This window comes from Paraburkholderia sp. J8-2, assembly GCF_905220195.1.
Taxonomy (GTDB): Bacteria; Pseudomonadota; Gammaproteobacteria; order Burkholderiales; family Burkholderiaceae; genus Paraburkholderia.
The window spans coordinates 85,924-98,969 of sequence record NZ_CAJMZA010000025.1 but is presented as its reverse complement, the minus strand read 5'-3'; the positions used below and the strand labels follow the sequence as shown (position 1 = coordinate 98,969).

Genomic DNA, 13,046 nt, shown 5'->3' with positions numbered 1-13,046 from the left:
CATCACTTGAGCGGCCTCCCGGCGTCAGTGACCTACGGCAAAGCAGCGGAGCCAGAGCGCGCGCAGACGCACCCGGCGATTTCGCGGCAGCGCGTCGACGCACACGCTTTAGATGCTTCGCCATATCAGGAGACAAACATGAGCAATCTTGAATCACCTGGGACAACCAAGCGCCAGTTTCGGCTGCCGCCCGAAGCGGGAATCGCCGCGGTGTTCTTCGTGGTCATGCTCGGCGGCTTTATTGCCACGCCGAACTTTCTCACCGTGTCGAACATGATGGTGCTCTTGCTCAATGGAGCCGTGATTGGCTTCCTGTGCCTCGGGCAGTCGTTCGTGCTTCTGACCGGCGGCATCGACCTTTCCTGCGGTTCCATCGTGGCAATGACCTGTGTTGTCGGCGCACTGCTCATGCAGAGCCTGGGGTTGCCGTGGCAACTTGCCGTCCCGCTTGTTCTCGTTATTGGTGCGCTTGCGGGGATGGTGAACGGCTGGATTATCGAGCGCACGGGTGTGCCGCCCTTTATCGTGACCTTCGCGACGATGGGCGTTGCAGCATCCATCCCGCAAATCATTACCGGCGCAGAGTCCATCCGCGTGACGCAGATTGGTTACAGCCTGATTGGTCAATCGCGGCCATTCGGCGTGCCGTTCCCGGTGCTTGCCTTGCTTGTTGCGATCGTCCTGGCCGCGGTGCTCCTGAAACGCACGGTTACGGGCACGCACATCTACGCAGTGGGCGGCAACGCGGATGCTGCGCGCCTGTCTGGCATCAGCGTTCCGCGCGTCACGCTGTTCGTCTATTCGGTGTCCGGTTTGTGCGCGGCGGCAGGTGGCCTCATCTACGGCTCGCGCTTGATGACTGGCTATCCCACCGCCGGCCGCGGTGACGAGTTGTTCTTCTCGATTGCAGGCGCCGTGGTTGGCGGTGTCAGCCTTTTCGGCGGCAGCGGCAGCATTGTGGGCGCGATGATTGGCGCGATGCTCATCGCCGCAATCTCGAATCTGATGAACGTGCTGAACGTCAGCGCCTACTGGCAACCGCTGGTCATCGGTTTGATCATTTTGATTGGCGTAACGCTCGATACGATGCGTTCGAACAAGCGAATCAGCTTTCCCTGGCTCAAGTCGCGCAAAGAGCGCACGTTTGCTCAGCCCACTGACTCGTTGAAAAGCACGTCCTAACCAGGTGAATAGCATGCGAAACCATCAAGTCGTCGCTCTCGGCCTCATTTGCTCCGCGCTCGCGCTGGGTATCTCCGGTTGCAATCGCCATCCCGACGCCAGCGCGTCCAGCGCGGGCAAGAAAACCCTTGGGGTGGTGCTTCCGAATCTCACGAACCCATACTACGTTGCCATGAAGAAAAGCTTCGAGGACAGCGGCGCCGCGAAGGGAATGAGTGTGGAGGTCTCGATCGCGGATAACGACGATGCGCGCGAACTCTCGGAAGTGCAAAGCTTCATCCAGAAGAGGGTGGATGCCGTCGCGGTGAATTGCGTGAGTTCGGGGCCGTGCGTCTCAGTCATCTCCGAGTTGAACAAGGCCAACATTCCCGCGTTCGCCATCAACATCCTGCCGGACGCCGACGGGATGAAGCAGCAGGGCGCGCACATCGTGCAGGGCGTGCAGACCGACCAGAAGGCGGGCGGCGTGTTCATTGGCCAGCAGCTGTTGAAGGACCTGGGTGAGAAGGCCAACGCGGTCATCGGCATCGTTGGCGAACCCACCTCCATTGCGGCGAATGCACGTGACGATGGTTTCAAGCAGGCCATTGCCGCCAACCCGAACATGAAGGTCGTCGCGCTGGTCAACGGCAAGGTGGAGGAAACCACGTCTCTGAAGGTCACGACGGAAATGCTGCAGGGCAATCCCAACATGACGGTGGTGTATTCCGATACTGAACCCTCCGCGTTGGGCGCGTTGGCTGCCATCAACCAGCTTGGCCTGAAAGACAAGGTGAAGCTCTATGCGTTCGTCGACAAGGAAGGCGTGAAGCAGATTCAGTCGGGCGATATTCTGCGCGCGGGAGCCATTCAGGAACCCGTGCGACTTGCCTCACTGCTGGTCGACAGCGTGAACGATCAGCTTGCGGGCAAGCAGACGACGGCCATGGTGAACAGCCCCCCGCTGCTCGTCAACAAGGACAACGCCGGTCAGGTCGTTGGCCAGGCCTACTGATGCACGTGACGCCACTGGATACAGTGGCGTTATGCGCCGCCTCATTTTCGTGTTGGGATTGGGAATCGAGCAATGAGCAACAGTAACCGATGCTATCGCGCCCTCGACATCAAGGTCTCCTTTGCCGGCGTACCCGTGCTGCGTGGTGTTGACTTCGAGGTTGTGCCCGGAGAAATCCACGGGCTGTTTGGCCACAACGGAGCGGGCAAGTCCACGCTGCTCAAAATCCTCGCGGGCGTCAACCAGCAGGACGCCGGCGAATTGCTCATTGGCGACGAATCCGTCTCCCTGTCTTCACCGCGCGATGCGTTACAACAGGGCATTGCCTGCGTCTATCAGGAGCTGCGGCTCATTCCCGGCATGACGGTGTGGCAGAACCTCTTTCTGGGCCGCGAACTCAGAAAGGGGGGATTGCTCGACGAAGCGGCGATGAAAGAGCACACCCGGCAGGTGCTGCACGAGTACAAGCTCAAGGTAGACCCGCTCAGTCTCGTCAGGGACTTGTCGCATCCGGACAAGCAGATGCTGGAAGTCGCTGCGAATCTGGACAGGGACGCACGATTCCTCTTTCTGGATGAGCCGACCACCGCACTTGAGGGCGCGCAGGCAGAGGCGCTTCTGCAATCGGTTCAGCGTATCGCGCGTGAGAAGAAAATCGGCGTCGTTCTGGTTTCGCACAAGCTCGACGAGGTGCTCGGCGTTTGCGACGAGGCAACGGTAATGTGTGGCGGGAAGGTGATCTATCACGCCAAAAGCCACATCGCGAAGCAGGATATTATCGACGCCATTGTCGGTGACGCGGCTCCCTCCCTGGAGGAAGGCGAGCGCTCGTCGAGAACGCTCGTCGATAAAACCGCTGCGCCGTATCTTGAGGTCCGTAATCTGTCGACGTCGCGCCTGCGCGATGTTTCGCTTCAGGCCTGGCCGGGCGAGATTGTCGGCATCTACGGACTGGCTGGCGCCGGACGTACCCGTTTTTGCCGGACCCTGTTTGGCCTGGAGGACGTCGCGAGCGGAGAGGTCCGGGTAGCGGGGAAGCCCTATTGCGCGCGCAGCCCCGCGCACGCAATCGACGAGGGCGTGGGCTATCTGACGGAGGAGCGCAAGAAGGACGGCATCGTGCCGCTGATGTCGAGCTTCTCAAACGCAACGTTGCCGATCCTGCAGCGGTTCAGAAAGCGCGCGCTCGTGGACCATGGCGCCGCAGCGAAAAGTGCCAACCGGATTCTGGTGGAGATGAACACACGAGGCAACCTTCGCGGTCCTATTAAATCGCTGTCCGGCGGCAACCAGCAGAAGGTCTTGCTCGCGCGCGTCATCGGTCAAGACGCCCGGCTCGTTTTGCTCGACGAGCCGACGAAGGGCGTCGACATTGGCGCGAAGGCCGACATCTACGCGATTATCCGCCGCATGGCCGCCGAGGGGCGCTGTGTCGTTGTCGTGTCGAGTGAAGAGGAAGAGCTTCTCGAGATTGCCGACCGTGTGCTCGTGTTCCATCAGGGCAGCTGCGATGGCGCCCCCGTGCCGCCGGAAGCGTTGAGCATTGCGGGCCTGCGCAAGGCCGCGTGGAGCGGCGAGTCGAACGCGGCGTGATGGCGCCTCGCGGTGCCGGCCTGGTTGTTCATCTCGCATGGGCCGGCGCTGATTCTATACGCTGATTCGCTGGTCGCTTCAGCTGCAGCGTGGGCCCGGGCGTGCCCATCAACTGCGTCGTATCACTTGAGATTTAACGCGGCGCGCTTATCGCACGCACTCATGCAGGCTAGAAGGGGGTAGCGCATGAACGATACGCTTGCACTCATTTGTGATTGTGACGGGGTGCTAATCAATAGCGAGGCGATTGCCGGGGCAGTGCTCGTGCGGGAGCTGGAAACGCGATGGCCTGGCGTCGAATTGCATGATGTTGTGACACCGCTCCTTGGCGTGCAGACAGAAAGGCTCTTGTTGGAGGTGGCGAGCGCAGTTGGCAGGACATTGTCCACCGACGATATTGCGGTCATACACCGCATCGTGCAGCAAGAGGCGGTCACGGCGCCGATGGTCGACGGCATCGCGATCGCATTGGACAACATCCCGCTGACCAAGGCGTGCGCGAGCAACAGCACTTCGACTTATGTCCGCGCGGTCCTTGAACGCACGGGCTTGAGCGCGTTCTTTGCAGATCGCCTCTTCACCGCAGATAGGGTGCCGAATCCAAAGCCTGCGCCGGACGTGTACTTGATGGCGGCTGGCCGCCTCGGTGTGCGGCCCGAAAGCTGCCTCGTGGTCGAGGACAGCGTGGCTGGCGCAACGGCCGCTATGGCTGCCGGAATGACGGTTTTCGGATTTACTGGAACGGCGCATCATCCGGTGGCTCAAGGCGAAAGGCTGTTGCGCATCGGAGCGACACGGACTTTTCACACGATGTCTGAACTCCCTTCCCTCGTGCAAGTGTGGAGCGCTGAGCGCCATTCACGCCTGAGCGTCGAGGATGCGCGCGACAGGTCATAAGTCATACGCAGCGCGACAATATTACAAAAATGTAACTGCGTGCTGTCGATCCAGGTGGGTTCTTTTGAGAGGATACTTGCCAGCAGGCGAACCTTCCCCCGCTGCACACCGGAAGCGGCGCGGACTTCGCTGGCACTGGCGTTCATCGTTACGTGGAGGATACGGGTTCGTCGGCACTGCCGCGTCGTACCTCATGGGCGCGCTGCCGGGACCGTCAAGCCGGTGAAAGAATTCGTTAACACATGCGCGTCTCATTTGTGGAAGATGAGGTCTCGCCCACTTTCATCTCCAGGACGCGAATCCAGACAGCTTCACGATGTCAGACCTACCCATCCACGTATTGTTCGTCGACGACGACGCAGACCTCTGCCAGTTGATCGGAAAATTCTTCCGCTTGCACGGCTGCGAATTCACGGCTTTGCATTCGGCGGTTGATCTGGCGCGCACGATCGATCGCATCCGGCCCACCATCGTCGTCCTCGACCTCATGATGCCCAAGGTCGACGGTCTCGCGGCGCTGAATCGTTTGCGCGCGGAAGGCACGACCACGCCCGTTATCATGCTGACCGCCCGCGCCGAAGACGTGGATCGCATCATTGGCCTGGAGCTGGGTGCCGACGACTACCTCGGCAAGCCGTTCATGCCCAAGGAACTGCTGGCGCGCATTCATGCGGTTCTGCGGCACCACCGGCACGTGCCCCGCAACCCCGCTCAAGCGGCGCGGCCGCGCAACGCGTTCGGCAGCTTCGAGCTTGCTTCCACGGGGCGCACGCTGCTTCGCGACGGGCAGCCCGTCAAGATTGGCGCGCGCGAGTACAAGCTGCTGGAGATCCTCGTGTCTCGCCCCATGGAGCCACTCAGTCGCGAAGACATCGTGCGCTTGCTGGACGGCCCGGACAGCACGGCAAGCGAGCGGAGCCTCTACGTGGAGATACTGAGGCTGCGCCGAGTCGTCGAGGAGGACCCGGCCCAACCGCGCTTCATTCAAACGATTCGCGGCGTGGGCTACGTGTTCGTGCCGGAGCAAACGAACGATGAAACGCCCATTTAACACACTGTTTCTGCGCCTGGCCGCGATGACGGTCGGGCTGATCGTGCTGCTTCACGTCACGTTTCTCCTGCTCGTCGACCGGGAAAGGGCGACGCTGGAAGTGATGCACGTCTCGCAGGCCGTCAAGACCGCAGTGACTGTGCGTGAGCACGATGCCGCGCTCTCGCCGCTGATCGCCAGCGATCTGGGCATCCAGTACTTGCCCCGCACCGCAGCCGGCACGGGTTGCACGGGCGATTGCAGCAACGGCATGCACCCGATCGAGAACGCTTTGAGTGCGCGGCTGCCCGCGGGAAGCCGTGTATGGGCCCGCAAGGACGGCATGATTACGGTCGACGTGAGCGGCGCGCCCTACACAATCGTGTTGCCACAAGGCTTTATGCCGCCAGCCCGCTTCTTGAGCGCGTCGCTTTTGATGCTCGTGTTCGCCGTGGTGAGCGCGCTCGCGTTTGCCTGGCAGCTTCAAAAGCCGGTGCGGGCGCTCGCGCGCGCTACCCGGGAATTCCGCATTCGAGGCGGTTTCAAGGATTTGCCGCTGAGCGGACCGAACGAAATCCGCGAACTGACCGCGAATTTCAACGAGATGGCCGGCGCGTTGTCCGAGACCGAGCGCGAGCGCGCGGTCATGCTGGCGGGCCTTGCGCACGACTTGCGCGCGCCGATTACACGCATGCAGGTGCGCGCGGACTTGCTGGACGATGACGACGATCGCGCCGCCTTCCTTCGCGACGCGGAGTCGATGTCACGCATCGTCAATCAGTTTCTGGACTTCTCGCGCGATACGTTCGAGCCGTCGCCGCTCGCCAGCGTGGATGAGATTTGCCGCCGCGACTATGGCGGGCTGATTGCCGAGGAGCCGGATGCCGGCGAGCTGGTCGTGCTCGATCTCCAGGCGGGCGAGCGCTTCTGCTTGCCGGGTCTCGAAGTCGAACGCATCGTGCAGAATCTCGTGCAGAACGCGATGGTGCATGGCGCGCCGCCCGTCGAGATCATGACCCGCAAGGAGGGCGGCGCCTGGCTGCTGCGCATTCGCGACCACGGGCAGGGCGTACCCGAGCACACACTTGCGTCCATCCAGCTCCCGTTTGTGCGGCTCGACCCGGCGCGCGGCGGCAACGCGAGCTGCGGTCTGGGTCTTGCAATCGTCAGGCGGCTGGTGCGCACACTGGGCGGAACCCTGACCATCGCCAACGCGCCCGGTGGCGGGCTGAGCGTTTCGATGACATTCAAAGCGTAGTTTTCGACACGCACTTGAGCGACCAAAACGTATCAAGTCTGAATTCATTCAGTAGTACTAGTTGACCGCGTGATCCCGAGTTGGCAGCCGCTCAGGGATGGTCAATCGTTTTGACGCGCTTCGCTACACGCGATGCGACCTTCCAACACTCTCGCAAACTATGCATACCAATATCTCGCTACCCGTGAGAGCGACCAGGCGTTCGTGTGTCACCGGGCGCCGCATGCTCACCGCCTTGTGCGGCGTTTGTCTGATCTTCGTCTCCGCATGCAGTCGCCACGACGGGCCGCCGCCCGGCATGCAAACCGCCGAAGTGGGCGTGCTGACGATCGCGCCGCAGCGCGTCGTGATGACGGCGGAGCTGTCTGGCCGTCTCTCGGCGCTCAAGGTTTCGGACGTCAGGCCGCAGATCGGCGGGATCGTGCAGAAGCGGCTGTTCGCGGAGGGCGCGGACGTCAAGGCAGGCCAGGTGCTCTATCAGATCGATCCGGCTTCGTATCAGGCGAGTTACGACCAGGCGCGCGGCACGCTGGCCAAGGCGCGCGCGACGCTCGCCTCGGCGAAGACCAAGGCCGACCGCTACGCCGATCTCGTGAAGATCAAGGCCGTGAGCCAGCAGGACTATGACGACGCCGTCGCCGCGGTGCGCGAAGACGAGGCCGACGTGATCGCTGACGAGGCCTCGCTCGAATCCGCGCGGGTCAACCTCGACCGCACGCGCATCACCGCGCCGATCTCAGGGCGCATCGGCGCATCGAGCGTGACCGAGGGCGCGCTCGTCACGTCGGAGCAGACGACCGCGCTCGCCACGATTCAGGCGTTCGACCAGATGTATCTCGACGTCACGCGCTCCAGCTCGGAATGGCTTGCGCTGCGCAAGGCGCTGGCGTCGGGGAAACTGAAGCGCGCGGGCGAGAACGGCGCGGAAGTCAGCCTGCAGCTCGAAGACGGCACGCCTTACGCGCATACGGGAACGCTGCAATTTTCCGGTATCACCGTCGATGCCACCACCGGCTCGGTCACGCTGCGCACGATCTTCCCGAACCCCGAGCGCGAATTGCTCCCGGGTATGTTCGTGCGCGCGAAGCTCGGCGAAGGCGAGAACGACAGTGCGATTCTCGTGCCGCAAATCGCGGTCACGCGCGGCTCGGACGGCCAGGCAAGTGTGTATGTCGTGGACGCGTCTTCGAAGGTGCAAAAGGCGAATGTGAAGGCCGACACCGCGTACGGCGATCAGTGGATCGTCAGCGACGGGTTGCACACGGGCGACCGCGTGGTCGTGAGCGGGTTGCAAGGCGTGCGCGTGGGCGCCGCGGTGAAGGTCGCCGACGATAGCGCGGCTGCAGCATCGGCGTCGGCGTCGGCGTCGGCATCGGCATCGGCATCGAGCGGCGCGTCCGCTGCTGCCGCTGCCGCACCGCTCGCGCAGCGGTAAGGGGCGCGCATGGCTCAATTCTTCATCAAGCGGCCCATCCTTGCCTGGGTTATCGCGATCGTCATCATGCTCCTCGGTACGGCGGCAATCACGACGCTGCCGGTCCAGCAATATCCCACGATCGCGCCGCCCTCGGTGCAGGTCACGGCGACCTACCCGGGCGCGTCTGCGGACACCGTTGCCGCCACCGTCACCCAGGTGATCGAGCAGAAGCTCAGTGGCATCGACAACGTGCTGTACATGTCGTCCACCAGCAGTTCGGCGGGGCAAGGCACGATTACGCTCACGTTCAGGCCAGGCACCAATCCCGACATCGCCCAGGTGCAGGTGCAGAACAAGGTCAGCCAGGCCACGTCCTCGTTGCCGGAAACGGTGCAGGAGCAGGGCATTCAGGTGGCCAAGGCGTCGACGAATTTCATGATGATCGTCTCGCTCTCCTCGCCGGGCGGAACGTATAACTCGATCGATCTCGGCAACATCGTTGCCACGCAGATCGAGGACCCCCTTTCGCAACTCAACGGCGTGGGCGACGTCACGCTTTTCGGCGCGCAACACGCGATGCGCATCTGGCTCGATCCGGTGAAGCTGCGCAGCTTAGGGCTGATGACGTCGGACGTGACCACGGCGGTGTCGAACCAGAACGTGCAGCTCTCGGTGGGCCAGGTGGGCGGCGCGCCCGCTACCGATTCGCAGGCGATCAACGCGACAATCCGCTCGTCCGGACTGCTTACGACCGCCGACCAGTTCGGCAACATTTTGCTGCGCGTGAACAGCGACGGCTCGCAGGTGCGGCTGAAGGACGTTGCGCGTGTAGAAGTGGGCGGTGACAGCTACGACACGTCGTCGCGCTACAACGGCAAGCCGGCCGCGGCCATGGCGATCAAACTCGCGACCGGCGCGAACGCCATGGAAGTGGCGCGCGAGGTCCGGGCGAAGCTCGCCGAAATCGAGCCGCAATTGCCGAAAGACGTGCAGGTCAACATTCCGTACGACACCACGCCGTTCGTGCAGATTTCGATCGAGGAAGTCGTCAAGACGCTGCTCGAAGCGATCGTGCTCGTGTTCATCGTGATGTATGTCTTCCTGCAGAACGTGCGTGCGACGCTCATTCCGACGATCGTGGTGCCGGTCGCGCTGCTCGGCACATTCGGCGTGATGGCTGTCATCGGCTTCTCGATCAACGTGCTCTCGATGTTCGCGATGGTGCTCGCCATCGGCCTGCTCGTGGACGACGCGATTGTCGTGGTCGAAAACGTCGAACGTCTCATGAGCGAGGAGCGGCTGGGGCCGCGCGAGGCCACGCAAAAGGCCATGGGGCAGATCACAGGCGCGCTGGTCGGCGTGACGACCGTGCTGACGGCTGTGTTCATTCCGATGGCGTTTTTCTCGGGCTCGACCGGCGCGATCTATCGCCAGTTCTCGATCACGATCGTCTCGGCGATGGTGCTTTCCGTGATCCTGGCGCTCACGCTCACGCCAGCGCTGTGCGCGACGCTGCTGCGTCCGGTGGAAGGCGAGCACCGCGAGAAACGCGGATTCTTCGGCTGGTTCAATCGCAAGTTTTCGTCTGGAAACGAGCGGTACAGCGGCGTGCTTTCGCGCATTGTCGGCCGGCCGCTGCGCTGGATGTTCGTCTATGGCTTCGTGGGCGTGCTGGTTGCCCTGCTGTATGTGACGCTGCCTTCATCGTATCTGCCCGACGAAGACCAGGGTTTCGTCATCGTTTCCATCAGCACGCCGGTCGGCACGCCCGCTTCGCGCACGCTCAAGGCGGTCGAGGCTGCGGAGCAGTACTTCCTGCACGACGAGCCCGGCGTTGCACAGATGATTACGGTGAATGGTTTCAGCTTCAACGGTCAAGGCCAGAACAACGCGTTCGCCTTCGTGGCGCTGAAGGACTGGAAGCAGCGCGGCCGCAATGACAGTGCCGCCGCGATCATCGCTCGCGCGAACCGCAGGCTGGGCGCGAATCGCGACGCCCAGACGTTCGTGCTGAGTCCGCCGGCAATCCAGGAGCTTGGCACGCAAAGCGGCCTGAACTTCGAAATCGAGGACCGTGCCGGGCAGGGGCACGCGAAGCTGCTCGCGGCGCGCAACCAGTTCATGCAGCTCGCGGCGAAGGAACACGCACTGGCCATGGTGCGCCCGGCGGGGCTCGAGGACACGCCGGAGCTTCAGGTCGATATCGACCGCGAGAAGGCCTCGGCGCTCGGGCTATCGGTTGCCGATATCAACGACACGCTGCAGACGGCGTTCGGCTCGGCCTACGTGAACAACTATATCGACACGGGCCGTATTCAAAAGGTCTACGTTCAGTCGGACGCACAGTACCGCATGATGCCCGCCGATATCGGCAACTGGTTCGTGCGTGCGAGCACTTCGTCGTCGTCGTCATCGACCTCTTCGGATTCGAGCACGTCGTCTTCCTCTACGTCGTCGACTTCGGGCACGGGGTATGACTCGGTCATGGTGCCGTTCTCCGCGTTCGCGACGAGCCGTTGGGGCTTCGGGCCGCCGCAGATCGAGCGTTACAACCGGCAACTGGCAATGGGCATGTCGGCGCAAACGGGCATGGGCGCCAGCACCGGCGACGCCATGGCGGCCGTGCTGAACATCGCGAAGCAGTTGCCGGGCGGGTTTGGCGTCGAATGGACCGGCCAGTCGTATCAGGAGGTGCAGGCGGGCTCGCAGGCCGCCTGGCTCTACGCGGTGTCGATCATCGTCGTGTTCCTCTGCCTTGCGGCACTTTATGAAAGCTGGTCGGTGCCGATCGCCGTGATTCTGGTGGTGCCGCTCGGCGTGCTCGGTGCGCTCGTGGCTGCCCACCTGCGCGGCCTCGAAAACGACATCTATTTCAAGGTGGGACTGCTCGCGACCGTCGGACTTGCGACCAAGAACGCGATTCTGATCGTGGAATTCGCCAAGGACCTGCAAGCCGAGGGCCTCGCCATGATCGATGCGGTGATCAAGGCGGCGCATATGCGTTTGCGGCCGATCCTCATGACGTCGCTCGCCTTCGTGTTCGGTGTGCTGCCGCTCGTGGTGAGTTCGGGCGCGGGCGCCAACGCGCGTCATGCCATTGGCACGGGCGTCGCGGGCGGCATGATTTCCGCCACCGTGCTCGCCATTTTCTTCGTACCGGTGTTCTTCGTCGTCGTGCGCCGCCTGTTCGGCGAGCACGGCCACCCGCATCAAACCCGCCCGTCGCGGGAGGGAGAAGCATGAAACTCAAGCTCCTGAGCGCGCTCGTTGCGGCGGCGCTGTGCGCGTGCACGCTCGATCCCGCCTATCAGCGGCCCGACGCGCCCGTCACATCGGCGTGGCCGGCCGGCGACGCCTACCAAAGCGTCGCGGCGAAAGCCACCAGTACGCCGCGCGCCGCCGATACAGGCTGGCGGGACTTCTTCAAGGATCCGCGCCTGCAACGGTTGATCGAACTGGCGTTGGCGAACAATCGCGACATGCGCGTTGCCGTGCTCAACGTCGAGGAATATGAAGCGAGGTACCGCATTGCGCGTGCGAATCTCGCTCCGGAAGTCGATGCGTCAGGATCACTCACGCGCGAACGCACAGATGGAGCGATCACGTCATCGAGCACCGCGGGCGTGGGGATATCGGCATGGGAAATCGACTTCTTTGGCCGGCTGCGCTCCCTCAAGCGGCAAGCGCTCGAAGAATATCTCTCGACCGACGCCGCGCGCACGAGTACCCAACTGAGCCTGATTGCGACGGTTGCGACCGACTATCTGCAACTGCTGGCCGACGAAGAGAGCCTGGCGATCACGAGCCGCACCGTCGAGGCGGATCAGAACACCTATGACTTGACGCTGCAGATGATGAACCGTGGCAGCGCGTCGATGCAGGATGTGCAGCAGGCGCGCACCTCACTCGCGAGTGCGCGCTCGAGCCTGGCCTCCTATACGCGTGCCGTCGCGCAGGACCAGAACAATCTCGCGGCGAGCATTGGCAGCCCGCTGCCCGACGATCTACCGCAGGGTGGCACTTTGATGACCAGCCAGTCGATGCTGGCCGATATCGGCGAAGGCGTGCCTTCGGATCTGCTCGCGCGGCGGCCAGACATCGTCGAAGCGGAGCATACGCTGAAGGCGGCGAATGCGAATATCGGTGCGGCGCGCGCGGCGTTCTTTCCGAAAATTGAATTGACCGCGTCGGCAGGCACATCGAGCACGAGCCTCACTGATCTCTTCAAGGCCGGTAGCGGCGCATGGACGTTTGCACCGACGATCACGATGCCGATTTTCGACTACGGCTACAACAAGGCCACGCTCGATGTCGCGAAGATCGAGAAGAACATCGACATCGCCGACTACGAAAAGGCCATTCAGACCGCGTTCAAGGAAGTGGCGAATGGTCTGGCGGGGCGCAGCACCTACGTCGCACAAACGCTGGCCGACCGCGAGTATGTCATGGCTGCGCAGCAGTACTACGACATTGCGCAGGCGCGCTATCAGCGCGGCACGGACAGCTTCTTGACGCTGCTTGATGCGCAACGCTCGCTTTACACGGCGCAGGAGCAACTCGTCACTGACACGCTCTCGCAGCTTTCCAATCTGATCACGCTCTATAAGGCGCTCGGGGGAGGGTGGAGCGAGACGAGCGTGACGGCGCAAGCGAGCGCGGCTCCGGGATAATCGGT

Annotated in this window: 9 protein-coding genes; all 9 read left to right on the top strand. The window is 62.8% G+C overall.

Annotation, left to right across the window (positions count from 1 at the left end; all coding sequences use genetic code 11):
• Nucleotides 1-138: 138 nt before the first annotated feature.
• The 9 genes from U5A52_RS33355 to U5A52_RS33315 all read left to right on the top strand — a co-directional run bounded on the left by U5A52_RS33355 (nt 139) and on the right by U5A52_RS33315 (nt 13,041).
• Nucleotides 139-1,182: an ABC transporter permease gene (locus U5A52_RS33355; protein ID WP_321917145.1), complete on the top strand. Its 1,044-nt coding sequence runs from the start codon at nt 139-141 to the stop codon at nt 1,180-1,182.
• Between the two features lie 13 nt (nt 1,183-1,195).
• Nucleotides 1,196-2,176: a substrate-binding domain-containing protein gene (locus U5A52_RS33350; protein ID WP_321917143.1), complete on the top strand. Its 981-nt coding sequence runs from the start codon at nt 1,196-1,198 to the stop codon at nt 2,174-2,176.
• 72 nt (nt 2,177-2,248) lie between these two features.
• Nucleotides 2,249-3,769: a sugar ABC transporter ATP-binding protein gene (locus U5A52_RS33345; protein WP_321938229.1), complete on the top strand. Its 1,521-nt coding sequence runs from the start codon at nt 2,249-2,251 to the stop codon at nt 3,767-3,769.
• Between the two features lie 186 nt (nt 3,770-3,955).
• Nucleotides 3,956-4,666, top strand: a complete 711-nt coding sequence (locus tag U5A52_RS33340) for an HAD-IA family hydrolase (RefSeq protein WP_321938227.1) — start codon at nt 3,956-3,958, stop codon at nt 4,664-4,666.
• 316 nt (nt 4,667-4,982) lie between these two features.
• Nucleotides 4,983-5,717 carry a response regulator gene (locus U5A52_RS33335; protein WP_321938225.1) on the top strand — a complete coding sequence of 245 codons (735 nt, stop codon included), beginning with the start codon at nt 4,983-4,985 and terminating at the stop codon, nt 5,715-5,717.
• Nucleotides 5,701-6,954: an ATP-binding protein gene (locus U5A52_RS33330; RefSeq protein ID WP_321917134.1), complete on the top strand. Its 1,254-nt coding sequence runs from the start codon at nt 5,701-5,703 to the stop codon at nt 6,952-6,954. Before U5A52_RS33335 ends, U5A52_RS33330 begins: the two co-directional genes overlap by 17 nt.
• Before the next feature lie 160 nt (nt 6,955-7,114).
• Complete coding sequence (locus U5A52_RS33325) at nt 7,115-8,389, top strand: efflux RND transporter periplasmic adaptor subunit (RefSeq protein ID WP_415774087.1); 1,275 nt, start codon at nt 7,115-7,117, stop codon at nt 8,387-8,389.
• Between the two features lie 9 nt (nt 8,390-8,398).
• Nucleotides 8,399-11,614: an efflux RND transporter permease subunit gene (locus tag U5A52_RS33320; RefSeq protein ID WP_321938221.1), complete on the top strand. Its 3,216-nt coding sequence runs from the start codon at nt 8,399-8,401 to the stop codon at nt 11,612-11,614.
• On the top strand, nt 11,611-13,041 hold the full coding sequence (locus U5A52_RS33315) for an efflux transporter outer membrane subunit (RefSeq protein WP_321938220.1): 1,431 nt from the start codon (nt 11,611-11,613) through the stop codon (nt 13,039-13,041). The genes U5A52_RS33320 and U5A52_RS33315 overlap by 4 nt, the downstream gene beginning before the upstream one ends.
• Nucleotides 13,042-13,046: the final 5 nt, after the last annotated feature.